The sequence below is a fragment of the Delftia sp. HK171 genome (assembly GCF_001886655.1).
Taxonomy (GTDB): Bacteria; Pseudomonadota; Gammaproteobacteria; order Burkholderiales; family Burkholderiaceae_C; genus Comamonas; species Comamonas acidovorans.
On the sequence record NZ_CP018101.1, the window covers coordinates 2,535,216 to 2,559,046 of the forward strand.

Annotated in this window: 15 protein-coding genes and 1 pseudogene; 9 read left to right on the forward strand and 7 right to left on the reverse strand. The window is 68.7% G+C overall.

Annotation, left to right across the window (positions count from 1 at the left end; translation table 11 throughout):
• Nucleotides 1-101 precede the first annotated feature (101 nt).
• Nucleotides 102-521 (forward strand): hypothetical protein, encoded by a 420-nt coding sequence (locus BO996_RS11480; RefSeq protein WP_071954792.1) that lies wholly within the window; start codon nucleotides 102-104, stop codon nucleotides 519-521.
• 176 nt (nucleotides 522-697) lie between these two features.
• Nucleotides 698-3,573 (forward strand): annotated as a pseudogene (locus BO996_RS11485) (aconitate hydratase).
• 142 nt (nucleotides 3,574-3,715) lie between these two features.
• Here BO996_RS11485 and BO996_RS11490 read toward each other — a convergent pair.
• Complete coding sequence (locus BO996_RS11490) at nucleotides 3,716-4,615, reverse strand: LysR family transcriptional regulator (protein ID WP_071954793.1); 900 nt, start codon at nucleotides 4,613-4,615, stop codon at nucleotides 3,716-3,718.
• 136 nt (nucleotides 4,616-4,751) lie between these two features.
• Between BO996_RS11490 and BO996_RS11495 the strand changes: the two genes are divergently transcribed.
• The 3 genes from BO996_RS11495 (at nucleotide 4,752) to BO996_RS11505 (ending at nucleotide 8,809) form a co-directional block, all read left to right on the forward strand.
• Nucleotides 4,752-6,455, forward strand: coding sequence for an acyl-CoA dehydrogenase family protein (locus tag BO996_RS11495; RefSeq protein ID WP_071954794.1), 1,704 nt, complete (start codon nucleotides 4,752-4,754; stop codon nucleotides 6,453-6,455).
• A gap of 75 nt (nucleotides 6,456-6,530) precedes the next feature.
• Entirely contained in the window at nucleotides 6,531-7,535 is a 1,005-nt protein-coding gene (locus BO996_RS11500) for a Bug family tripartite tricarboxylate transporter substrate binding protein (protein ID WP_071954795.1), read from the forward strand.
• A 158-nt stretch (nucleotides 7,536-7,693) separates the two neighbouring features.
• A complete protein-coding gene (locus tag BO996_RS11505; RefSeq protein WP_071954796.1) occupies nucleotides 7,694-8,809 on the forward strand; it encodes a CaiB/BaiF CoA transferase family protein in 1,116 nt (371 codons plus the stop codon).
• A 14-nt stretch (nucleotides 8,810-8,823) separates the two neighbouring features.
• Here the strand turns inward: BO996_RS11505 and BO996_RS11510 are convergent, their stop codons facing one another.
• Both BO996_RS11510 and BO996_RS11515 read right to left on the reverse strand, forming a co-directional pair.
• Nucleotides 8,824-10,479: a GDYXXLXY domain-containing protein gene (locus BO996_RS11510; RefSeq protein WP_071954797.1), complete on the reverse strand. Its 1,656-nt coding sequence runs from the start codon at nucleotides 10,477-10,479 to the stop codon at nucleotides 8,824-8,826.
• Nucleotides 10,476-11,447, reverse strand: a complete 972-nt coding sequence (locus BO996_RS11515) for a DUF2157 domain-containing protein (RefSeq protein ID WP_071954798.1) — start codon at nucleotides 11,445-11,447, stop codon at nucleotides 10,476-10,478. Before BO996_RS11515 ends, BO996_RS11510 begins: the two co-directional genes overlap by 4 nt.
• 253 nt (nucleotides 11,448-11,700) lie before the next feature.
• Here BO996_RS11515 and BO996_RS11520 point away from each other — a divergent pair, with 253 nt between their 5' ends.
• From BO996_RS11520 to BO996_RS11535, 4 genes are all read left to right on the forward strand, one after another.
• On the forward strand, nucleotides 11,701-12,234 hold the full coding sequence (locus BO996_RS11520; protein WP_071954799.1) for a hypothetical protein: 534 nt from the start codon (nucleotides 11,701-11,703) through the stop codon (nucleotides 12,232-12,234).
• Between the two features lie 136 nt (nucleotides 12,235-12,370).
• Nucleotides 12,371-13,840, forward strand: a complete 1,470-nt coding sequence (gene ccoG / locus BO996_RS11525) for a cytochrome c oxidase accessory protein CcoG (RefSeq protein ID WP_051940588.1) — start codon at nucleotides 12,371-12,373, stop codon at nucleotides 13,838-13,840.
• A gap of 245 nt (nucleotides 13,841-14,085) precedes the next feature.
• Complete coding sequence (locus BO996_RS11530) at nucleotides 14,086-15,939, forward strand: dihydroxy-acid dehydratase (RefSeq protein ID WP_198041280.1); 1,854 nt, start codon at nucleotides 14,086-14,088, stop codon at nucleotides 15,937-15,939.
• Between the two features lie 81 nt (nucleotides 15,940-16,020).
• On the forward strand, nucleotides 16,021-17,013 hold the full coding sequence (locus BO996_RS11535; RefSeq protein ID WP_012204371.1) for a Bug family tripartite tricarboxylate transporter substrate binding protein: 993 nt from the start codon (nucleotides 16,021-16,023) through the stop codon (nucleotides 17,011-17,013).
• Nucleotides 17,014-17,395: 382 nt separating this feature from the next.
• Here the strand turns inward: BO996_RS11535 and BO996_RS11540 are convergent, their stop codons facing one another.
• From BO996_RS11540 to trhP, 4 genes are all read right to left on the reverse strand, one after another.
• Complete coding sequence (locus BO996_RS11540; RefSeq protein WP_012204372.1) at nucleotides 17,396-19,558, reverse strand: TonB-dependent receptor family protein; 2,163 nt, start codon at nucleotides 19,556-19,558, stop codon at nucleotides 17,396-17,398.
• A gap of 249 nt (nucleotides 19,559-19,807) precedes the next feature.
• A complete protein-coding gene (locus BO996_RS11545; protein WP_071954800.1) occupies nucleotides 19,808-21,253 on the reverse strand; it encodes an aminotransferase-like domain-containing protein in 1,446 nt (481 codons plus the stop codon).
• 32 nt (nucleotides 21,254-21,285) lie between these two features.
• On the reverse strand, nucleotides 21,286-22,155 hold the full coding sequence (locus tag BO996_RS11550; RefSeq protein ID WP_071954801.1) for a plasmid replication/partition related protein: 870 nt from the start codon (nucleotides 22,153-22,155) through the stop codon (nucleotides 21,286-21,288).
• Between the two features lie 122 nt (nucleotides 22,156-22,277).
• Nucleotides 22,278-23,666 carry a prephenate-dependent tRNA uridine(34) hydroxylase TrhP gene (gene trhP, locus BO996_RS11555; protein WP_071954802.1) on the reverse strand — a complete coding sequence of 463 codons (1,389 nt, stop codon included), beginning with the start codon at nucleotides 23,664-23,666 and terminating at the stop codon, nucleotides 22,278-22,280.
• Between the last annotated feature and the right edge of the window lie 165 nt (nucleotides 23,667-23,831).

Here is a 23,831-nt window from a genome sequence, read left to right on the forward strand (position 1 = left end):
TGGCATGACCTGGCAGGTCATGGACTCGGGGGGCGGTGGCGGCGGAGCATCGGTGGGGCCGGCTTGCGAGGTGCATGCCCGGCGATCCACAAGGAGTGCTGATGCCGATGTTTTCCCATGCCCGTTTCCTGTCCCGCACCCTGTGGGCCGACGCCATCTGCTGCGCCGCGGCCGGTGCGGTGCAGCTGGCTTTTTCGCAGCCCTTGGCCGTTTCAACGGGCTTGCCGCAGGCGCTGCTGCTGGGCACGGGGTGCTTCTTGCTGGCCTGGGCCTGCGTGGCTGGCTGGGGCGCGTGCCGCATGCCGCGCAGCAGGGGGCTGGTGGCGCTTGCCGTGTTCGGCAACTTCGGCTGGGCCCTGGCGTGCGGCGTGGTGCTGTACAGCGGCGTGCTGGAGCCTGCGCCCGCAGGCTGGGCATGGGTGCTGGGCCAGGCGGCCATCGGCGTGGCGCTGGGCGATCTGCAGTGCGCGGGGTTGTGGCGCAGCAGGGCTTCGCTGGCCGGTTCGATGACAGCCCTGTGAAAGCCTGCCGCTTTTGCCGCGCGGACAGCGTTGTCCGCGTGTGACTATCGCCAATGGACCACAGCATCCGCGGGCACTTCTGGGCACAATGGAAATCAGAGTCTTGGTGCATGCCCAGCAGCCCGGAAAAGGCGGCGCGCATGTGCCTTCCCAGAGTTTCATCCAGGAGTCTCACGATGCGCCACGAATATGAAAACACTCTCAAGTCCTTTGCTGCGGCGGGGGGCAAGAAGGGCAAGTTCTTCTCCCTGCCTGAACTGGCAAGGCAATATCCACAGGTCCGGCGATTGCCCGTGTCGCTGCGCATCGTGCTGGAGTCCGTGCTGCGCAACTGCGATGGCAACAAGGTGACGCGCGAGCATGTGGAGCAGCTGGCGAACTGGAAGCCCCAGGCCGAGCGCGTGGACGAGATCCCCTTCGTGGTATCGCGCGTGGTGCTGCAGGATTTCACGGGCGTGCCGCTGCTGGCCGACCTGGCCGCCATGCGCAGCACGGCCGCCAGGCTGGGCAAGAAGCCCAAGTCCATCGAGCCGCTGGTGCCCGTGGACCTGGTGGTGGACCACTCCATCATGGTGGACTACTTCGGCACCAAGAAGGCGCTGGACCTGAACATGAAGCTGGAGTTCCAGCGCAACAAGGAGCGCTACCAGTTCATGAAGTGGGGCATGCAGGCCTTCGACACCTTCGGCGTGGTGCCGCCGGGCTTCGGCATCGTGCACCAGGTGAACCTGGAGTACCTGGCGCGCGGCGTGCACAAGACCAAGGACGGCGTGCACTACCCCGACACCCTGGTGGGCACGGACAGCCACACGACCATGATCAACGGCATCGGGGTGGTGGGCTGGGGCGTGGGCGGCATCGAGGCCGAGGCGGCCATGCTGGGCCAGCCGGTGTACTTCCTCACGCCCGATGTGGTGGGCTTCGAGCTGTCGGGCCAGCTGCGCGAGGGCGTGACGGCCACCGACCTGGTGCTGTCGGTGACCGAGATCCTGCGCCGCGAGAAGGTGGTGGGCAAGTTCGTGGAGTTCTTCGGCGAAGGCACGCGCACCCTGGCGCTGCCCGACCGCGCCACCATCGGCAACATGGCGCCCGAGTACGGCGCCACCATGGGCTTTTTCCCCGTCGATGAAAAGACCATCGACTACTTCAGGGGCACGGGCCGCAGCAAGGCCGAGATCGAGGCCTTCGAGGGCTATTTCCGTGCACAGGAACTGTTCGGCGTGCCAGCCGCCGGCGAGATCGACTACTCGCATGTGGTGCGCCTGGACCTGGGCACGGTGGCGCCCAGCCTGGCCGGACCCAAGCGCCCGCAGGACCGCATCGAGCTGGGCAATGTGTCGTCCAAGTTCGATGAGCTGTTCAGCGCCCCTGCGGCGCACAACGGGTTCAACCAGCCGATCGAACGGCTGGGCCGGAGCTTTCGCGTAGGGGGTGGCGGCGAGGGCGAGGTGGCGCCCGAGACGCCGGCCCATCCGCCCGGCGCGCAGCGCTCGCTGGCCGAGATGGAGGCCAACAAGCCCAAGCTGGAGGCCGCCCACAGCGAGGCGCCGGTCGATGCCCCACGCCGCCCAAGCGCCTGAGCATCGCCAACGGCGACGTGCTGATTGCCGCCATCACCAGCTGCACCAACACCTCCAACCCCAGCGTGATGCTGGCCGCCGGCCTGCTGGCCAAGAAGGCGGTGAAGGCCGGGCTCACGGTGCAGCCGCACATCAAGACCTCTCTGGCGCCGGGCTCGCGCGTGGTGACCGAGTATTTGACCGAAGCCGGCCTGCTGCCCTACCTGGAAAAGCTGGGCTTTGCGCTGGCCGGCTACGGCTGCACCACCTGCATCGGCAACGCGGGCGACCTCACGCCGGAGCTCAACGAGGCCATCACCAGCAACGACCTGGTCTGCGCGGCCGTGCTGTCGGGCAACCGCAACTTCGAGGCGCGCATCCACCCCAACATCAAGGCCAACTTCCTGGCCAGCCCGCCGCTGGTCGTGGCCTATGCCATTGCCGGCACGGTGCGCCGCGACCTGATGACCGAGCCCGTGGGCCAGGGCAAGAACGGCCGTGACATCTACCTGGGCGACATCTGGCCGACCAGCGAAGAGATCCACGCGCTGATGAAGTACGCCATGAACGGCAAGGCCTTCCGCGAGAACTACGAGAAGGTGCGCTCCGAGCCCGGCAAGCTCTGGGAAAAGATCCACGGCGTGACGGGCGCCACCTATACCTGGCCCGAGAGCACCTACATTGCCGAGCCGCCGTTCTTCGACGGCTTCCGGCTTGAGCTGGAAGCGCCCGCCGCTGGCGCCGAAGGCTCCAACCCCTACGTGGTGCACGGCGCGCGCGTGATGGCGCTGTTCGGCGACTCCATCACCACCGACCACATCTCGCCGGCCGGCTCCATCAAGGAAAGCTCGCCCGCAGGCCAGTGGCTGCTGGCCCACGGCGTGCAAAAGGCCGACTTCAACAGCTACGGCTCGCGGCGCGGCAACCATGAGGTGATGATGCGCGGCACCTTTGCCAACGTGCGCATCAAGAACCTGATGATTCCGGCGCAGGCCGATGGCTCGCGCGAGGAGGGCGGCCTGACGCTGTACCGCGACGGCACGGGCCAGGTCACCAAGATGCCCATCTACGACGCGGCCATGAAGTACCAGGCCGAGGGCCGCGCCACCGTGATCTTCGCGGGCGAGGAATACGGCACGGGATCGAGCCGCGACTGGGCCGCCAAGGGCACGCAGCTGCTGGGCATCAAGGCCGTGGTGGCGCGCAGCTTCGAGCGCATCCACCGTTCCAACCTGGTCGGCATGGGCGTGCTGCCGCTGCAGTTCCTGGGCACGGACAGCTGGCAGACCCTGGGCCTGACGGGCGAGGAGTTCGTGGAAGTGATTCCCGCCGCCGACCTGGCGCCGCAAAGCGAGGCCCAGCTGGTGATCACGCGTGCCGATGGCAGCAAGCAGACCGTGGTGGTCAAGCTGCGCATCGACACGCCCATCGAGGTGGACTACTACCGGCACGGCGGCATCCTGCCGTACGTTCTCAGGCAGCTCCTTGAATGAAGTTGGAAACCCCCTGAACCGCTATGCGGCTTCCCCCTGGAAAGGGGACGACACCCTGGCGGCGGGGCGGCCCTTGCTCGGTGTCCCTCGCTTTTGGGTCACGCCAGTTTTGGACATGGTGAACTGAGCAAGGGTGTGGCGTTTATGGCTGCTGTCCCAGCCTGCCCACGCTGTCGCGCAGGTGGGCCAGCAGCGATTCGACCAGGGGCTGCACATGGCCCGGGTGCCACATGGCCTGCATCTGCGACTGCGGGTGCCGGCCCTGGATGGGCACGAAGGCCAGCCCCGGAAAGCCCACGCGCTTCAGGCAGGACGGAACCAGGGACACGCCCTGGCCCAGCGACACCATGGACAGCACCGACAGCCAGTGCCGCACCTCGTGGTGCAGGTCGGGCGTGAAGCCCTCGCTCTGGCAGATCTGCCAGATCTGCTGGTGGTAGTCGGGCGAGACCTGGCGCGAGAACAGCACCATGCGCTCACCCGCCAGCTGGCGCACCTGCAGCGTGCGCTGGCCGGCCAGCGCATGGCCTGCGGGCAGGCAGGCCATGAACGGCTCGCTCACCAGGGTGTGTGATTGCAGGCCGGGCGCGGGGCGCGTGGCGTGCAGCAGGCCCAGGTCCAGCCGCTCCTGCTGCAGGGAGGCGATCTGCTCTGCGCTGTTGAGCTCCAGCATGTCGATGCGCACCAGCGGGTGCCGGGCGCGAAAGCTCTCCAGCGCCTCGGGCAGCCCGCGGTAGATGGCCGAGCCCACAAAGCCCAGCCGGATGCGGCCCTGCACGCCGTCGGCGATGGCGCGCATGTCCTGGCGCACGCGCTGGGCCTGTTCCATGATGTCCTGGGCCTGCACGCGCAGGTGCTTGCCGGCGGCCGTGAGCCGCACCTCCTTGCTGGTGCGCTCGAACAGCTGGGCGCCCAACTCTTCCTCCAGCTGGCGGATGGCCACGCTCAGCGGCGGCTGGGAGATGGACAGGCGCTGGGCTGCGCGGCTGAAGTGCAGCTCCTCGGCCAGCACCAGAAAGTACCTCAGTTGTCTCAGCTCCATGGCGTTCTATCCGGTTTGACTATTGATCAATACGTTATCGATATTTGACTCGAATAGGACTGTTTCCAAGAATGGGGGCATCCCCAAGACCCGGAGCCCATGCGCCCGGGCCCGGTTCCCGCACAGGAGACAGACCATGAACCCCGAACCGCAGGCGCTGGCCGCCATGCAGTCTTCCCCCGCCCAGGCTTTCCAGGCCGTGCCCGACCGCCACGGCAGCAACCTGTACACCACCGATTCGCAGTTGCAGCCGCTGCTGGCGCTGTACCTGCCGCCCGAGGTGAACGCGCACCTGCAGCCCCATCTGGAGCGCATGGGCGCCCTGGCCGGCCGCGAGATCGATGAATGGGCGCTGACCGCCGACCGCAACCCGCCCGAGCTGGAGCACCGCGACCGCACGGGGCGCGATGCGCAGCGCATCGTCAAGCACCCGGCCTATGTGGAGATGGAACGCATTGCCTATGGCGAGTTCGGCCTGGCCGTCATGTCGCACCGCACGGGCGTGCTGGGCTGGGATGGCAAGCTGCCGCCGCTGGCCAAGTACGCGCTGACCTATCTGTTCGTGCAGGCCGAGTTCGGCCTGTGCTGCCCGCTGTCCATGACGGACTCGCTGGCGCGCACGCTGCGCAAGTACGGCGAGCCGGCCCTGGTCGAGAAGTACTGGCCGCGCATGACGCAGCTGCGCTTCGAGGACCAGGCCCAGGGCGCCATGTTCATGACAGAGCAGGCGGCCGGCTCGGACATCTCCAACACCCAGACGCTGGCCCGCCCGGCCGCCGACGGCAGCTGGCGCCTGTCCGGCGACAAGTGGTTCTGCTCCAACCCCGATGCCGACTTCGCCATGGTGCTGGCGCGCGTGGAAGGCGCGCCGGCGGGCATGAAGGGCATCTCGCTGTTCCTGCTGCCGCGCCGGCTCGATGACGGCTCGGTCAACCACTACCGCATCGTGCGGCTCAAGCACAAGCTGGGCACGCGCTCCATGGCCAGCGGCGAGATCGTGCTCGACGGCGCCGTCGCCTACCTGGTGGGCGAGCAGGGCCGGGGCTTCGTGCAGATGGCCGACATGGTCAACAACTCGCGCCTGTCCAACGGCGTGCGCTCGGCCGGGCTGATGCGCCGCGCCGTGGCCGAGGCCGAGTACGTGGCGCGCGAGCGCCGCGCCTTCGGCAAGGCCCTGCAGGACATGCCGCTGATGCAGCGCCAGCTCGACAAGCTGCGCATCTACTCCGAGCAGGCCCGCACCATGGTGCTGCAGACGGCCCAGGCGCTGCAGCGTTCGGACGCAGGCGAAGACGGCGCCTACGCGCTGCTGCGCATCCTCACGCCCATGATCAAGTTCCGCGCCTGCCGCGACGCGCGCAAGGTCACGGGCGACGCCATGGAAGTGCGCGGCGGCTGCGGCTACATCGAGGAATGGAGCGACCCGCGCCTGGTGCGCGACTCCCACCTGGGATCGATCTGGGAAGGCACCAGCAACATCGTGGCGCTGGACGTGATCCGCGCCATCAAGCGCGAAGGCTCGCTGCCCGTGCTGCGCGACCACGCGGCCCAGCTGCTGGCCCAGACCGAGGCGGCCACGGACTTCAAGGCCGCGCTGTCGGCCAGCATGGACAAGGCTGCGGCCCTGGCCCTGCGCGCGGCCGAGGAGGGCGGTGACCGCCTGGCGCGCGCTGCCGCCTCGGGCCTGTACCACTGCTTCACGGCCACGGCCATGGCCTGGGAGGCCTCTTGCACCAGCAGCGCCGAACGCATGCGCTGGGCCCAGCTGGTGCTGCTGCACCGCGTGCTGCCGCGCGACCCGCTGGCGGCAGGCGACCTGCCCGAAGGCTGGACACGCTGAGCCCATCGACCGCACCGACCCAGAACACACATCCCGTCCACAGGGATGACCGCACAAGTACCGGAGACAAACACCATGCCTTGCACTGACCCGAAGCCGTCCTTCCAGAAACGCCGATTCCTGTGGGCCTGTGCGCTCGCCGCCACCGCCGCGCTGCCGGCCACCGCACTGGCCGAACGCTTTCCCGAGCGGCCCATCAGCTTCGTCGTTCCCTTCCCGCCCGGCGGGCCCACGGACGCCATGGCCCGCACGCTGGCGATATCGCTGACCGAGACGCTGGGCCAGAGCGTGATCGTGGAGAACAAGGCCGGTGCGGGCGGCAACATCGGCGCCGACTTCGTGGCCCGCGCCAGGCCCGACGGCTACACCATCATGTTCGGCACCTCGGGGCCGTTGGCCATCAACAAGCACCTGTACCGCAAGATCAACTACGACCCGCAGACCAGCTTCGCGCCCATCATCCGCGTGGGCCACCTGCCCAATGTGCTGGTGGTCAACCCGGCGACCAAGGCCACCACCGTGCAGGAGCTGATCGCGCAGGACAAGGCCAAGCCGGGCAGCCTGGACTATGCGTCCTCGGGCAACGGCGCCTCCTCGCACCTGGCGGGCGTGCTGTTCAACAAGATGGCCGGCACCTCGCTGCAGCACATCCCCTACAAGGGCACGGGACCGGCGCTCAACGACCTGCTGGCGGGGCAGGTGAACATGACCTTCACCGACATCCTCACCGCCATGCCCTACATCAAGGCCGGCAAGTTCAAGGCCATTGGCGTGGCCACGGAAAAGCGCTCCCAGGCCATGCCCGACATCCCCACCATCGCCGAGCAGGGCCTGCCCGGCTACGACGTGAGCGTGTTCTTCGGCGTGGTGGCACCGGCCGGCACGCCGGCCGACCGCATCGAGACGCTGAACGCGGCCTTCCGCAAGGCCCTGAGCAGCGAGCGCATCCGCAAGACCTTTGCCGACCAGGGGCTGGAGCCGGCATCGGATCTGTCGCCAGCGGGGCTGTCGACCTTCATCGCGCAGGAAGTGACCAAGTGGAAGGCCGTGGTCGATGCCTCCGGCGCGAAGCTCGACTGAACAGATGGAGAACACCCCCTTGAGCGGCTACGCCGCTTCCCCCTCTCTCGCACGCGGGAGTGGGACGGCGCCTTCGCTGCGGGGCGGCCCTTGCTGGGCGCCCCGGTGGCTTGAAGCACGCCAGTCTTGCACCTTGTGCCAATGAAGAAAGAAACTTTATGAGCAGAGCCAATGGTGCCCTTCAGGGCATCCGTGTCCTCGACCTCTCCCGCATTCTTGGTGGCCCGCTGTGCGGCCAGATCCTGGGCGACCACGGTGCCGACGTGCTCAAGGTGGAGCCGCCGCAGGGCGACGACACGCGCGCCTGGGGGCCGCCGTGCCAGGACGGTGTGTCCTCCTACTACCGGGGCCTGAACCGCAACAAGCGGCTGCAGTTCCTGGACCTGTCCCAGCCCGAAGGCCAGCAGGCCGTGCTGGCGCTGATGGAGCAGGCCGACGTGGTGGTGGAGAACTTCAAGATTGGCACCATGGAGAAATGGGGCATTGGCTGGGAGCAGGTGCGCGAGCGCTTTCCGCGCCTCATCTGGTGCCGCGTCAGCGGCTTCGGCGCCGATGGCCCGCTGGGCGCCTGGCCCGGCTATGACGCGGCCATCCAGGCCATGACGGGGCTGATGAGCGTCAACGGCGAGGCCGGCGGCGATCCGCTGCGCGTGGGACTGCCGGTGGTGGACATGGTCACGGGCATGAACGGCGTCATCGGCGTGCTGCTGGCGCTGCAGGAGCGCCAGCGCAGCGGCCTGGGCCAGCTGGTCGATGTCTCGCTGTACGACAGCGGCATCTCGCTGCTGCACCCGCATGCGGGCAACTGGTTCATGAGCGGCAGGACGCCGGGGCGCTCGGGCAACGCCCATCCCAACATCTATCCCTATGACAGCTTTGCCACGGGCACCACGCCGGTCTTCCTGGCCGTGGGCAACGACCGCCAGTTCCGCCTGCTGTGCGAGCACCTGGGATGCCCGCAGCTGGTGGCCGACGAGCGCTTTGCCACGGCCGGCCAGCGCTCGCACCACCGCGATGCGCTCAAGCCGCTGCTGGAGCAGGCCCTGCAGGCCTGCGACGGCCCCGCGCTGGCCGATGCGCTGATGGCCATCGGCGTGCCCGCCGCGCCCGTGCTGGGCGTGGACGCGGCGCTCAACCACCCGCATACCCTGCACCGCGAGATGGTGGTGGAGATGGCGGGCGGCTACCGGGGCCTGGGCGCGCCCGTCAAGCTCAGCCGCACGCCGGCCAGCTACCGGCATGCGCCGCTGGCCGAGGGCGACAGTTTCGAGTGATTTGCGTGGTGCGCTCAGGGCACGATGGGGCGCAGTTGTGCATCGGCCATGCCCACCAGCAGCGCACGCCCGTCGGGCTCCACGCGGAACTCGCCGTAGCGGGCCTGCTCCCAGCGCTGGCCATCGCCTTCGCGGAAGTACCAGGCATCGGTCACCAGCGTCCACCGGCCGCCGCGCGGGGTGAGTTCAAAGCGCTGCTCGCCGGGCGCCAGCGGCTCGCTGGCCGTGCCGGTGCGCAGCCACTGCACCACGCCCTGCTCATCGAGCTTGCCGATGGCGTAGAGGCGTCCGCTGCGCAGGTTCTCTTTCTCCACGTCCCTGTCCTCGGAAGGCAGGCGGAAGTTCAGGCGCATGTAGTCGCCCTGCATCAGGGAGCGCGGGTCCACCGGCGCCAGTTCCACGAACACCTTGCGGCCCTGGGCGATGGTGCGTTCCTTTTGCGCAATGCCGATATTGGCCACCGCCAGCGTGCAGGCCGCCGTCAGCACCACCAGCCACGGCGCCCAGCGCTGCAGGGGCGCGGCGCCTGATGCGGCGGCGGTCTCCGCGCTGCCTGGCAGGGATGCGGCGCGCGGCCCTGCCCAGGCCAGCAGGCCCAGCAAGGCGCCGCAGCCGGCCAGCACCATGGCTTTGGTGGCCAGTGGCCAGGCCAGCTGGTAGTAGAAGCTGCCCACGATCCAGGCCGCAGCCAGGGCGGCCGCTGCGGCCTGCCGCCAGCGGCCGCTGGTGCCGGTCACCGCCAGCGCCAGCAGGCAGGCGCCCAGCCAGGGCAGAAAGGCACTCAGCACGGCCAGCACCACGGCAGCCACGGCGGCGCGCGGCTGCCGCAGCGTGGGCCATGCGCGCTGGGCGAACCAGGCGGCTGCCAGGGCCAGCACGGCCGAGCCGGCCTGCGTCAGAACGCCCATGGAGATGTTCGGGGCGGCTTCCTGCGCCAGCTCGCCTGCCAGGCCGCCGCCCAGCACGCCGGCCACCATGAAGCTCCTGCCGGACAGAAAGGCCAGGCCAGCCAGCACCGCCAGCAGCCAGCCCGTGGCAAAGGGCTCCAGCGCCGCCGCCATGCGGGTCTGTGCCGCAGACTGCCCCAGCGCGCGCCACTGGGCTGCCAGCAGCAGCATCCAGAGCAGCAGCGCCGCATGCACGATGACCCAGGTCGGCAGGCCTGCGTACAGGGTGGATGGATCGTTGTCCGGCCAGAGCATGGTGCAAAACAGCAGCGCGCAGGCGGCGCCCAGCAGCACGCGCAGCCAGGGCCTTGGAATGGCGGCCGTGCAGGCCAGCGCAATGGCAAGGCCTATCGCGCCCGCAGCCTGCCCCGACAGGTCGCGCGCCAGGCCAAAGCCCAGCAGGCCGGCGCCGGTCAGCATGGCAGGCAGGGCCAGCTGCTCCAGGAAGACGGGCAGCTCCTCGGCGCGCAGCACGGCCACGGCTGCGGCCAGCATCATGGCGCCGATCACATAGGTGCCGGCGCCGCGCTCTATCCAGTCGGACAGGGCAAACGCAAACAGAATCAGCAAGGGCAGAAGGGCCAGCCAGGCGCCCAGCGCCGTGAGCAGCACCACCGCCCAATGGCGGTCGTTGGCGGCAGGGCGGCGGTCCTGCAATGCGGCAGGCGGCAGGATGCCCTGGTCCACGGCCTGGCGCAGCAGGGTGTCGTGTTCGTGGCTCATTGAAGGCCTCCTTCCGCGTTGCGTGACATTCGAAGCACCAGGCTGACCGTGGCCGCCAGCAGGCACGCAGCGCCCAGGCCGACGAGCAGCAGCATGCCCGTGAAGTCCGCCCCCAGTTTTTCCAGCAGCAGATAGACCAGGCCGCACACCAGCAGCACGTTCAGGCCCAGCGCCGCACCACTGAGCAGGAAGATGTCGAAATGCCTGCGCTGGCCCGCCAGCGCCGCCGCGCCTGCCAGCAGCACCAGCCCCAGCGGGTACTGCGGCGCCACCGTGCTGTGGAACAGCCCGCTGACGGCTGTGGAGGTGATCATCGCCAGCGCCAGCGCGCCCGCGCCGCGCAAGGCCCACAGCCCCGCGCCCGTGAAGCGCCGCAGGGCCGGTGCCATGACCGCGGTGACGGCAAGGGCGGCGCCCAGGGCCACGGCATGCACGCCCAGGTCGCGCGACTCCACCTCCCAGAACTGCGGCGTATGGGCCTGCGCCCACAGCGCAATGCCCGTCATGGCAACCACCACCCAGGGCACCCAGACGCCATCGCTGCGCGCCGCCAGGGCCAGCGGCAGGGTCAGCGCTGCCCACAGCGCAAACAGCTGCCAGGGGTCCGCTCCCGTCTGGTAGGTCTGCCCGAAAAAGGCGAACAGCGCACCCGTGCCCAGCAGCGCCAGCACGGACAGCGGCACGCGCGCCGCCGCGCGCCATGCCGCGCCAAGACACATCACGAGCACGAAGCCCTGCAGCAGGGCAAAGCGCTGCATGCGGCCCATGCTCTCCCAATTGGCGGCAATCCACAGCACGATGCCCAGCCCGCCCAGCGCCGCGCCCAGCAAGGCCACCACGGGCCACAGGCGGGTTCTGAGCGCAGCCGGTTCCTGCTCGAATCCCGCCAGTGCAAACAGCTGCACGGCGGCCTTGCGGTCCAGGCCATGTTGGCGGACAAGGTCATGCAATAGGGGGCGCAGGTTCATGGTGCGGACGTTCCTTGGCTTGAAGAGTCGGATGCCCGACTGTGCCAGAACCTCGCGTGCATGGATGGCGGCGCAGGACGGCATTCCGGCGAGCCGGGGGAGCCGTGGGAAGATCGCGGCCAGAGTCCTGCCATCCTCTTGCCATTGCTGCCTAGCCCAATCCTGCCGACATGCCTTTCCTGCCTGCCCCTTGCCCTGGTGCGCAAACGCTCCCGCACCAGCACCCGCACCCACAACCTGCAGGGCAGGCGCGATGAAGCGCGGCGATGCGCTGGACGGGCAGATCGAGTGGCAGCCGGTCACCCGGCCTGCCGCCATCGCGCTGACGGCCTTTGCCGCCTGGATCATCTGGAGCCACTTCTTCAGCGAGGACCGCTGGCTGATGCTGCTGGACAACGCCAACCTGGCACTGCACGAAGCCGGGCATCCGCTGGTGGCCCTGTTCTCGCAGCATCTCTCGGTCTACGGCGGCACGCTGTTCCAGCTGCTGTTCCCGGCCCTGTTCATGCGCCATTTCCACAGGCAGGGCCAGCGCACGGGCTGGATTGCCGCGCTGATGTGGCTGGGAGAGAGCCTCATGAACGTGGCCCACTACATGAAGGACGCGCGCGCCCAGGTGCTGCCGCTGGTGGGCGGGGGCGACCATGACTGGACGGAGATCTTCAGCCGCTGGGGCGTGCTCCAGGCCGATGTGCGCATCGGCACGCTGACGGCGCTGCTGGGTCTGTGCCTGGTGCTGTGGGGGCTGCGGCTTGCCGTTGCGGCGCTGCGCTCGCCGCAGGCCTGACCCGCCATCTGATACGGTCGAATCCGCTGCATCTGCTGCTACCGCCGGGGCAGGGCGCTGGGCATAGTCCAGGCAGTCCCCGGCAATTCATGACAAGCCCGCATCAAGGGCGCACCGGCCGGGGCGAAGGCCCCGCATGTCAGAACGACCGAAACCGCTTCCCGATGAAACCGCCGCAGCCCCCCGGCCGCGGCCCGCGCCACGCAAGGTGATTCCCATCACCGACGCCAGCGCGGATTCCCCGCTGTTCGAATCGCGCAGGAAGATCCAGCCGCGCTCCATCACGGGGCGCTTCACCCATTGGCGCTGGGCCATGGTCTGGCTCACGCAGCTGTTCTTCTATGGCATTCCCTGGCTGCAGATCCATGGCCGGCAGGCCCTGCTGTTCGACCTGGAGCAGCGGCGCTTCTACGTCTTCGGCTGGCTGCTGTATCCGCAGGACTTCATCTACCTGGCGGTGCTGCTCATCGTCTCGGCGCTGGCGCTGTTCCTGTTCACCACGGTGGCGGGGCGGCTGTGGTGCGGCTTTTCCTGCCCGCAGACGGTCTACACCGAGCTGTTCATGTGGGTGGAGCGCCGGCTGGAGGGCGACCGCAGCGCGCGGCTGCGGCTGGACGGCAGCGGTTGGGGCGCGGAGAAGATCGCGCGGCGCGGCGGCAAGCATGCGCTGTGGCTGCTGATCTCGCTGTGGACGGGGCTGACCTTCGTCGGCTACTTCGTGCCCATCCGCAGCCTGCTGCCCGAGGTGCTGGCGCTCACCGGCGCATGGCAGATCTTCTGGGTGCTGTTCTATGCGCTGGCCACCTACGGCAACGCGGGCTTCCTGCGCGAGCAGGTCTGCAAGCACATGTGCCCCTATGCGCGCTTCCAGAGCGCCATGTTCGACAAGGACACCCTGGTCGTCACCTACGACACCGCGCGCGGCGAATCGCGCGGCCCGCGCCACAAGGGGGTGGACTACCGGGCCCAGGGGCTTGGCGACTGCATCGACTGCACGCTGTGCGTGCAGGTCTGCCCGGTGGGCATCGACATACGCGACGGCCTGCAGTACGAGTGCATCGGCTGCGGCCTGTGCATCGACGCCTGCAACAGCGTCATGGACCGCATGCATTACCCGCGCGGGCTGATCCGCCTGTCCACGCAGAACGGCGTGGCCCGGGGCTGGCGCCAGAGCGAGCTGGTGCGCCGCATCTTCCGCCCGCGCGTGCTCATCTACGGCACGGCGCTGGTGGCCATCTCCACGGCCATGGTGGCCAGCCTGGCGCTGCGCACGCCGCTGAAGGTGGACGTGGTGCGCGACCGGGGCACGCTGTCGCGCATCGTGGCCGGCGGCCAGATCGAGAACATCTACCGCGTGCAGATCGGCAATGCCACGGAGCAGGACCAGCGCTATGTGCTGTCGGCCTCGGGCATCGAGGGCCTGCGCGTGGCTTCGGAGACCGAGGTGGACGTGGGCGCGGCCCAGGACCGCTGGGTCGTGGTGCGGCTGCAGGCGCCCTATGGCGCGGCCGGCCCTGGCTCGCACGGCGTGGAGATCACGGCCACGGCGGTGGGTGACCCGGCGCTCTCCAAGCAGGCGCACAGCACGTTCCTGGTGCCGCGCTGAAGGGCCGGTTGGATGGATTGATTCAGGAGTACGGCGCAGTTGTTGTGCACGATGCCTGGTCCGCTGCAGCGCGGGCTGGCATCGGTTTTGAGGCCCCGGAAGTTTGTTCCGGGGCCTTTTTTTCATCCTGCCGGCACCGAGGCGGCTTGCAGGGCGGCGACTCCCGGGCGACACGATCTGGTGTAAATGCTCATAGGGAAATCCGCAGACCCCGCTATGGTGGGCGGCTGTTTTCCGTCCCGCGTATGAACAAGAAACCTGCCTCCCCCGACAACGTCTTTTCCGAGTCCAGCGCCTCCGCATCGCTGGCCGCCTCCTCCACCACCACCACCACCACAACCAGCACCACCGGCGGCAGCCCGGCAGCGGCCACGCCCTTTCGCTCCGCCCTGATCCGCTCCGGCACCATCCGTGCCACCACGCGCAGCTTCCTGCATGCCCTGGGCCAGGACGACGAAGACATAGAGCGTCCGCACATCGGCGTGTTCCACACGGGCGGGGAGATGAGCCCCTGCAACCTCAACCTGCGCGACCAGGCCCAGCATGCCAAGACCGGCATCTATGCCGGGGGCGGTACGCCGCATGAATGCCCGGTGGTGTCGGTCAGCGACGGGCTGACCATGGCGCATTCGGGCATGCGGTTTTCGCTGGTCTCGCGCGAGCTGATCGCCGACAGCGTGGAGGCTTCGGTGCGCGGCCACCAGTGGGATGGCATCTTCGCCATCGGCGCCTGCGACAAGAACCTGCCGGGCCTGATGATGGGCATGGTGCGCTGCAATGTGCCCAGCGTCTTCGTGCATGGCGGCTCGGCCCTGCCGGGGCAGGCGCCCGGCGTGCACGGGCGAGACCTGAACGTGGTCGATACCTACGAGACCATCGGCCAGGTGCTGGCCGGCACCGCCACGGCGCAGGACCTGGAGGCCATGAGCCGCGCCTGCCTGCCCACGGCCGGCGCCTGCGCAGGCCAGTTCACGGCCAACACCATGGGCATGGTGAGCGAGGCGCTGGGCCTGGCGCCCATCGGCTCCAGCATGGTGCCCGCCGTGTTCAGCGAGCGCGCACCGCTGATGCGCCGCGCCGCGCGCCAGCTCATGCAGGCCGTGTGGGCCAGCGCCGAAGGCGGCGGCCCGCTGCCGCGCGACATCATCACGCGCCGGGCGCTGGAGAATGCCTGCGCCGTGGTCAGCGCCACGGGCGGATCGACCAATGCCGCCCTGCACCTGCCGGCCATCGCGCACGAGGCCGGCATCCGCTTCCACCTGGACGACGTGGCCGAGATCTTCGCGCGCACGCCGCTGATCGCCGACCTGCGTCCCGGCGGGCGCTTCCTGGCGCGCGACGTGTACTACATCGGTGGCGCCGGCGTGATCCTGCGCACGCTGATGGAGCAGGGCTTTGTCCACGGCGATGCGCTCACCTTCACGGGCCGCACCCTGGCCGAAGAACTGGCCGATGCCGCGCCGCCCGATGGCGAGGTGGTGCGCACGCCCGGCAATCCCATCACGCGCGACGGTGGCCTGACCGTGCTCAAGGGCAACCTCTGCCCCGATGGCGCGTTGCTGAAGACGGCCGGCCTCAAGACCCTGGTGCACCGGGGCCCCGCGCGCGTCTTCGAGTCCGAGGAACAGGCCCAGGCCGCCGTGCAGGCCATGCAGTACGCGGCCGGCGATGTCATCGTCATCCGCAACGAAGGCCCGCGCGGCAGCCCCGGCATGCGCGAGATGCTGGGCATCACCGCGCTGCTGTATGGCCAGGGCATGGGCGACAAGGTGGCCCTGCTGACCGATGGGCGCTTCTCTGGCGCCACGCGCGGCCTGTGCATCGGCTACGCAGGCCCCGAGGCCGCCGACAACGGCCCCATTGCCGCGCTGCGCGACGGCGACCTCATTGCCATCGACGCCCGCGCCGATGCGCGCAGCATCACGGTGGAAATCGGCGAGGCCGAACTGGCCGCACGTCTGGAACAATCAGCCGCCGCGCGCCGCCAGGCCCCGCCGCTGGGTGGCGTGCTGGAAAAATACGCGCTCGCCGTGCGCCCGGCCCACCAGGGCGCGGTCACGCATTCGGGCCAGGTGGTCTGGCTGCGCGACGACAGTTGAAGCCGCCGGGCTGGCACGCATTTCCCCCGCTGTTCCCCCACTGTTTTTTTCAGAGTTTCAATTTCAACCGGAGACATACGCATGAACATCGACCGCCGCCAATGGCTGGGCACCGCTGGAGCGGGTGCGCTGCTGGCCAGCCTGGGCCAGCAGGCCTGGGCGCAGGCCCAGGGCCCCATCGAGACCCTGAACATCATCACCGGCTTCGCGGCCGGAGGCACCTCGGACGCCATCTGCCGCCGCGTGGGCACCAAGCTGTCGGGCTATGCCAAGACCGCCGTGGTGGAAAACCGCACCGGCGCGGGCGGGCAGATCGCCATCAGCTACGTCAAGGGCCGGCCCGCAGACGGCGCCACCTTGCTGCAGACGCCCACGTCCATGCTGTCCATCTACCCGCACATCTACAAGAAGCTGCCCTATGACCCGGTGGCCGACCTGGCGCCGGTCACCGTGGGCTGCATCTTCGACTTCGGCTTCGCCGTCGGCCCCGCCGTGCCAGCCAGCGTGACCACGGTGCCCGAATTCTTCGCCTGGGCCAAGGCCAACCCCGCAGGCGCCAACTTCGGCTCGCCCGCGCCCGGCTCCACGCCGCACTTCATCGGCGCCCTGCTGGGCCAGCATGCCGGCGTGGACTTCAAGCACGCTGGCTACCGCGGCACCCAGCCGGCGCTGCTGGACATGCTGGGCGGCAACGTCTCCGCCGTCTGCGGCCCCGTGGGCGACATGCTGCAGCACCTGGCCGGCGGCAAGATGCGCATCCTGGGCGTCAGCGGCGCCAAGCGCAGCCGCTTCGCACCCCAGGTGCCCACGCTGGTGGAGCAGGGCTACAAGGACATGGCGCACAGCGAATGGTTCGCCTTCTTCGTGCCTGCCAAGACCCCCGCCGAGACCGTGCAGCGCCTGAACGGCCACATGCGCAAGGCTTTGGCCACGCCCGACGTGGTGGACAGCCTGGCCACCTTCGGCCTGGACGCCCAATCCTCCACCCCCGCCGAACTTGCCGCGCTGCTGCAATCCGAACTCGCCAAATGGGGCCCCATCGTCAAGCGCGTGGGATTCACAGCAGAAGGCTAAAAAGAATAAAACGGGCCGAGCGAAGCGAAGGCCCGCCCCATGCCCACTCCCCGTATGTCAGCGCCTGCGTCGGGCCGCCTGCGGGGTTGCAGTCTTGCCGAAGGACAGGACTGCTTCGTCAACCGACTCGCCGCAGTTGTCTGAACGGAGCGCGCAGCGCGCAGTGAGTTCTGCGGCGAACCCCGCAGGCGGCCCGACGCAGGTTGCCCCGCAGCGCAGCAAGGGGTCGCGGACATTCGGGTCGTCTTTCTTTTGCCTCCTTTTCTTCGGCCGGCGTACCGGTGACGAATCAAAGAAAAGGAGGTCGGCCGCCGGGCCGAGACCCGGCCTCAGAAAAATACCACCCGGCAGGGTCAAAAACAGACCCACGTAAACCAAAGCATCAGAACGGCAACGTCCCCTGCACATACAACGTCCGAGGCATCCCCACATACTTGCCCCCGTTGTTGTCCGTAGACCGCGTGTAGTACCTGCGATCGAACAGATTCTTGACCCCCACGGCCACCCGCAGATTGCTCAGCGACTTGCCAAAGTCATAGCCCGCACGCAGGCCCACGGTCGCAAACCCGGGGATATCACCCAGCCGCCCCGCAGCATCTTCCTGCGTCACATACTGCGTGCCCGACCCCGGAGAGCGCTGCTTCGATTGCGCGGCCAGGTCCGCATTCAGCGTCCACTGCCCCAGCGCATAGCGCGCCCACAGCTGGCCCGTGTGGCGCGAGTACAGCGGCAGGTCGCGCCCCGCGAAATCGCCGGCGCGCGAGACGGCCTCGGTGTAGGTATAGGACACACCCGCCGTCAATCCCTTGAGCGCGGCATTCCACTGGCCCAGGTCGTAGCGCAGCGAGGACTCGATGCCGCGGTGGCGCGTGGCGCCCAGGTCGGTCCAGATGCCGTCCACGCCCACGCGGGTCAGCAGCAGTTCCTTGTCGAAGTCGATGTTGAACAGCGTCAGCTCGGCGTTCAGCGCCGGGCTGTTGTAGTGCGTGCCCACCTCATAGGTCTTGGCCGATTCGGGATGCAGGCCGCGCTCGGTCTGGGCCAGCTGCGCGTACTGCTGCGGTCCGAAGGACTTGCCCGCGTTGGCGAACAGCGACCACTGCGCATTCATGCGGTAGAGCACGGACAGCGTGGGCAGGAACTCGCTTGCATCGGCCTTGGGGAACAGCTGGCTGGTGACGGTGCTGCCATCGGCGCCCAGGTTGCTGACGTTGTTGAAGGAGTTGATGCGTTCGTAGCGCACGCCGGGCGTGATGGTCCAGTTGCCGATGTCGATGCGGTCATCGATATAGAAGGCATGGGCCGTGGTGCCGCCCTGGCTGGTCTGGTAGGGCGTGATCGGCAGGGCCATGGCATTGGCCATGGTGGCGGGGTTGTAGTAGGCGGTGCGCAGCGCCACTTCGGAACTGCTTTCCTTGAGGTAGCGGTAGCCCACGCTGACTTCCTGCACCACGGAGCCGGTCTCGAACAGGCGCGAGTAGCGCGGCTCGATGCCGAAGTAGTGGTAGCTGCGCGGCGCGGCCGTCAGGCGGCGCTGGTTGGCGTTGTCCTGCTCGATGTAGCTGCCGCGGAACGAGTCCACGTAGTAGCCCAGCACCTCGAAGTTGTTGCGCCCGTCCTTGTGGTTGTACTTGAACGAGGCATCGGTGCGGCGGCCGTCGAAGCTGTCGTAGGAGCGCGTGGACTGGAACGGGTCGGCCGCGTACTGCGCCGTCGTCAGGCCGCCGGGCATGCGGCCCGAGCCCTCGAAGTGGTGCAGCGAGACGGCGATGTCGTCCTGGGCCGAGATGCGGTAGGCGCCCTTGAGCAGGATGTCGTCGATGTCGGTCTTGTCATTGCCTGCGCGCCAGCCGTCGCCATGCGTGCCCGAGTACAGCAGGGCCAGGCCCAGGCCGGATTCGTTGGTGCCGCCCACGAACAGGCTGGGCGTGGTCTTGGCATTGCCGCCGTGGCTGTAGATCTCGGTGCCCACCGAGGCCTCGGCCGCGAAGGTCTTGGGAATGGCGCGCGTGACGAAGTTGATGATGCCGCCCACGTTCTGGGGGCCGTAGCGCACCGAGCCCGCGCCGCGGATCACGTCCACCGACTCCAGGTTGCCCAGCGACACGGGCGCCAGCGACAGCTGGGGCTGGCCGTAGGGCGCGTAGGAGACGGGCACGCCGTCCATCAGCACATACGAGCGCGGCGACAGGCGCGCCGTCAGGCCGCGCACGCCGATGTTCAGGGACACATCGCTGCCGCCCGTGCCGTTGCTGTCCTGCACCTGCACGCCGGGCACCAGGCGCAGCACGTCGCGCAGGCTGGAGGAGCCGGTTTCCTCGATGCGCGCCCGTTCGACGATGGTGCGCGCGCCGGCATGGTCCAGCACCTTTTCCTCGGTGGGGTTGTCCAGCCAGTTGCCTGTGACGGTGATGGCGGACAGGCCGGCCTCGGGTGCGGTGGTGGTGGGGGACGGCGCCTGTGCCGACGCCTGCAGCGACAGCAGGGCGGCGGCGACAGCGGCCGCGCAGCGTGTGAGCGTGGCGCAGTGATTGCTGGAAACCATGGAAAACTTCCTTTGTGCCTCTGGGAATGGTGCAGCGCTGAAGGGTCGGCTGGCAGGCTGCAGGACGCGTGGCGGCGGGCGAGGCGGAAGCAGGAGACAAGGACCGGTCAGCATGCATGGCGGCGATGCCGGTTCGGGGTGCGAGTCTAAATGAGAATCATCCAGCTCGGCACCAGGCTGACAGCAGCTGTGCCGGGCCGCGTTGCCCGGGCGCTACAGCGCAGCAGGTGCTGCCAGCGCAGCGGGCGCTTACCTTGCTGCTTTTGCTGTTGGAAGGGGCTGCATTGCGCGGGCCAGCTCGCCCAGCGTGGCCAGGGCCTGCCCGGTCTCGTCGCTCCAGTCATGGCCGTAGTTCAGCCGCAGGCAGTGGACGAAGGCCTGCGAGGCCGAGAAGATCGGCCCCGGCGCCACGCTGATGCCGCGCGCCAGCGCCGCGCGGTGCAGGGCCAGCGCATTGCAGTATGGCGGCAGCTCTATCCACATGAAGTAGCCGCCCTCGGGCCGCGTGGCCCGCGTGCCTTGTGGAAAGTGGCGGGCAATGGCCGATGCCATGTGGTCCCGCTGCAGGGCCAGGCTCTGGCGCAGGCGGCGCAGGTGGCGGTCGGCGCCGCCGCTTTCCAGGTAGTCGGCCAGCGCCTGCTGGGTGGGTGCATTCGTGGCCAGCGTGGTGGTGAGCTTTTGCCGGGCCACGGCGCGCGTGAAGCGCCCGGGGGCGGCCCAGCCCGTGCGCCAGCCCGGCGCCAGCCATTTGGAGAACGAGCTGCAGTGAAGCACCCAGCCTTCGGTGTCGAAGGTCTTGGCCGGCGGCGGGCGGCGCTCGCCGAAGTACAGCTCGCCGTACACGTCGTCTTCGATCAGCGGCACGCGGTGGCGCGTGACCAGCTCCACCAGCGCGCGTTTGCGCGCTTCGGGCATGAGGCTGCCCAGCGGGTTCTGAAAGCAGGTCATCAGCCAGATGGCCTGGGGCCTGTGGCGCTGCAGTGCTGCCTCCAGCGCGTTCAGGTCCATGCCCTCGCCCGGATGGGTGGGCACCTCGATGGCCGACAGGCCCATGCGCTCCAGCGCCTGCAGCGCGCCATAGAAGCAGGGCGACTCTATGACCACGGCGCCGCCGGGCCGCGTGACGGCGGCCAGGCACAGGTTCAGAGCCTCCAGCGCGCCGTTGGTGATGACCAGGTCGGCCGGCGTCAGCGCCAGGCCGTCGGCCAGGTAGCGGCGTGCGATCTGGCGTCGCAGCGCCAGGCTTCCGGGCGTGAGGTCGTCGATGGCGCTGCGCGGGTCTGCCTCACGCGCGGCATGCGCCAGGCACTGGCCCAGGCGGCGCAGCGGGAACAGGCCCGGCGAGGGAAAGGCCGAGCCCAGGGGCACGACATCTCGGTCCATGGCCGACTCCAGCACCTCGAACACGCGCTCGCTCACGTCGACCACGGCAAAGCTGTCGCCCTCGGGCGAAGACGGCTCGGTAGGCTCGGGCGGCGCGCTGCGCGGGCGCTGGGCCACGAAGTAGCCCGATCGCTCGCGCGCGCGCACCAGGCCGCGCGCCTCCAGCAGGTAGTAGGCCTGGAAGACGGTGGAGGCGCTGACGCCGCGCCGCTCGCTGGTCTGGCGCACCGAGGGCAGCTTGTCACCTGGGCACAGAACGCCTGCGGTGATGGATGCCTCGATATCGTCGGCCAACTCCTGGTAGCGCGTCATGGCGGCGTGCGTGCTTGGGTGCGGGCGCCGCTTCAGCCTTGCTCGGCCAGCAGTTCCTGCAGCGCCTTGATCTGCTGGCGCAGGCGCTCGTTCTCGGCTTCGAGTTCGTTCACGCGCTGCTGCAGCTCCTCGGGCGAGGCGGTCACGGCCGCACCTTCGCCGTCGGCCGCGTCGGCTTCGGGCTTGGCGGCCTTGGGCTTTTTCTTGGCATCGCGCACGCGCTTGGCGGCCTGCTTGAGTTCGTCGGCGCCTGCGGCGGCCACGGCCTGCTGCTCGTCCACGGGCAGGCTGGCGACCACGGCGGCGGTGCTCAGCGAGATGTCGCCCGAGCGCACGGCGGCCACCACTTCGGGCGCGGCCTTTTGCTGGATGGTCTCGATCAGCTTGACCTGGCTGCTGGACAGGCGGGCCACGCGGGCCAGGGCCTCGCGCGTGTCCAGTGCCTCGTCGGGCACCTTGGCCACGCTGGCCAGGGCGGCGGCGACCACGGGGTCGGTCTCGCCTTCCCAGGGGGCTTCACCCTCGGCCTGGGGCGCATCGGCCTTGGCGGCCATCACGGCGGCGGCGGCGGCCGAGCGGCGCGTGGCAATGATCTCGCGCTTGCGCAGCGCCAGCACGCCGCGCTGGAAGTCGGACACGCTGCGGCGGCCCAGGTGCTGGTCGATCATCCACAGGTGCACGTCGTCCATGTTCTTGAACTGCGTGGCCTGCACGGTGTTGAAGGGCAGGCCGTGCTTTTGGCAGATGGCGTAGCGGTTGTGGCCGTCGATGAGCAGGTCGTTCCAGAGCACGAGCGCGTCGCGGCAGCCTTCGGCCACGATGCTGCGCTCCAGCGCGTCGAGTTCATCGGGGGTCAGCGGGTCGATGTAGGCCTTGAGTTCTTCGTTGACGACGATGTCCATGGCAGTGCAGAAATGAGGAATGAAAGGAACGGCGGCCGCTCCGGGCCATTGCAGCAATGGCCCTGGACAGCCGCCAGGAAAAAATCAAGGGCAAGAAGAGCAGGGCGGCCTGCGCCCCGGGTTCACAGCAGGCGCGAGATCAGCGCACCCTCGGCCGGCGCATCCAGCGGAATGCGCACGCGGATCGGGTTGCCCTGGGCGACCTGCACGGGTTCGCCGTCGAGGTTGAACATCTTCTCCAGCAGCACCTGGCGGTTGCCCTGCGGGTGGATGATCTCCAGCGTATCGCCCACCGAGAAGCGGTTCTTGGTCTCCACCTCGGCCATGCCGTCGGCATAGCTGCGCACCTCGCCCACGAAGTGGCTGCGCTGCAGCACCGAGTGACCGGTCTCGTAGTTCTGGTAGTCCTGCGAGGGACGGCGCTCCAGCAGGCCGCCCGTGTAGCCACGGTTGGCCAGGCCTTCGAGCTCGGTGATCAGGTGCGGGTTGAAGGGGCGGCCGGCCACGGCATCGTCGATGGCGCGGCGGTAGACCTGGGCCGTGCGGGCCACGTAGTACAGGCTCTTGGTGCGGCCCTCGATCTTGAGCGAGTCCACGCCGATCTTCACCAGGCGCTCCACATGCTCCACGGCGCGCAGGTCCTTGGAGTTCATGATGTAGGTGCCGTGCTCGTCTTCCATGATGGGCATCAGCTCGCCGGGGCGGCCCTTTTCCTCCAGCAGGTAGACCTGCTCGGCCTTGGGGTGGCGCGCGCCGTCGCCGCAGGTGCTGGTGAACTGGCTGTCGGCCTCCTCGCGGGCCTTCTCGAAGCTGAAGTCCTGCTCCATGGTCTGGGCCAGGGCCTCGCCGGTATTGGGATCCACGGCCGCGTCATGCGTCTTGTAGTCCCAGCGGCAGGCATTGGTGCAGGTGCCCTGGTTGGGATCGCGCCGGTTGAAGTAGCCCGACAGCAGGCAGCGGCCCGAGTAGGCGATGCACAGCGCGCCGTGCACGAAGACCTCGATCTCCATGTCCGGGCATTCCTGGCGGATCTTCTCGATCTCGTCCAGCGACAGCTCGCGCGACAGGATGATGCGCGAGACGCCGGCCTTCTGCCAGAACTTCACCGTGGCCCAGTTGGTGGTGTTGGCCTGCACCGAGAGATGCACCTCGGTCTCGGGCCACTTTTCCTTGACCATCATGATCAGGCCAGGGTCGGCCATGATCAGCGCGTCGGGCTTGCACTCGATCACGGGCTCGATGTCGCGGATATAGGTGCGCACCTTGTCGTTGTGGGCGATCAGGTTGCTGGTGACGAAGAATTTCTTGCCCCGCGCATGCGCTTCGGAGATGCCCTGGGCGATCTGTTCGAGACGGAATTCGTTGTTGCGTGCGCGCAGGCTGTAGCGGGGTTGCCCGGCGTAGATGGCGTCGGCGCCAAAGTCGTAGGCCGCACGCATCTTGTCGAGCGAGCCGGCCGGCAGCAGCAGTTCGGGGGCTTTGAGGGTCATGATCCTGCTATTGTCCCGCATCGCGCTTTTCACTGCGGCATGGTGTGGCTCCCGCTTGCTTGAACTACCGTGGCTGCCTCGGCATGCGCAAGTACCTCGGGAGGCCTGGTGCGCAGGTATCACAGGTGATGCTCGGAGTGGTGTCCTGCGGAGCTTGTCAACGCGGCATGGAGCCGATTTACCCTG

Bases quoted from the DNA above. Each gene is read 5' to 3' on its own strand.
- BO996_RS11510 (WP_071954797.1), bottom strand. From the start codon at position 10,479: ATGAGCCACGAACACGACACCCTGCTGCGCCAGGCCGTGGACCAGGGC.
- BO996_RS11515 (WP_071954798.1), bottom strand. From the start codon at position 11,447: ATGAACCTGCGCCCCCTATTGCATGACCTTGTCCGCCAACATGGCCTG.
- BO996_RS11550 (WP_071954801.1), bottom strand. From the start codon at position 22,155: ATGGACATCGTCGTCAACGAAGAACTCAAGGCCTACATCGACCCGCTG.
- BO996_RS11530 (WP_198041280.1), top strand. From the start codon at position 14,086: ATGAACAAGAAACCTGCCTCCCCCGACAACGTCTTTTCCGAGTCCAGC.
- ccoG (WP_051940588.1), top strand. From the start codon at position 12,371: ATGTCAGAACGACCGAAACCGCTTCCCGATGAAACCGCCGCAGCCCCC.
- BO996_RS11495 (WP_071954794.1), top strand. From the start codon at position 4,752: ATGAACCCCGAACCGCAGGCGCTGGCCGCCATGCAGTCTTCCCCCGCC.
- BO996_RS11540 (WP_012204372.1), bottom strand. From the start codon at position 19,558: ATGGTTTCCAGCAATCACTGCGCCACGCTCACACGCTGCGCGGCCGCT.
- BO996_RS11535 (WP_012204371.1), top strand. From the start codon at position 16,021: ATGAACATCGACCGCCGCCAATGGCTGGGCACCGCTGGAGCGGGTGCG.
- BO996_RS11480 (WP_071954792.1), top strand. From the start codon at position 102: ATGCCGATGTTTTCCCATGCCCGTTTCCTGTCCCGCACCCTGTGGGCC.
- trhP (WP_071954802.1), bottom strand. From the start codon at position 23,666: ATGCGGGACAATAGCAGGATCATGACCCTCAAAGCCCCCGAACTGCTG.
- BO996_RS11520 (WP_071954799.1), top strand. From the start codon at position 11,701: ATGAAGCGCGGCGATGCGCTGGACGGGCAGATCGAGTGGCAGCCGGTC.
- BO996_RS11505 (WP_071954796.1), top strand. From the start codon at position 7,694: ATGAGCAGAGCCAATGGTGCCCTTCAGGGCATCCGTGTCCTCGACCTC.
- BO996_RS11545 (WP_071954800.1), bottom strand. From the start codon at position 21,253: ATGACGCGCTACCAGGAGTTGGCCGACGATATCGAGGCATCCATCACC.
- BO996_RS11500 (WP_071954795.1), top strand. From the start codon at position 6,531: ATGCCTTGCACTGACCCGAAGCCGTCCTTCCAGAAACGCCGATTCCTG.
- BO996_RS11490 (WP_071954793.1), bottom strand. From the start codon at position 4,615: ATGGAGCTGAGACAACTGAGGTACTTTCTGGTGCTGGCCGAGGAGCTG.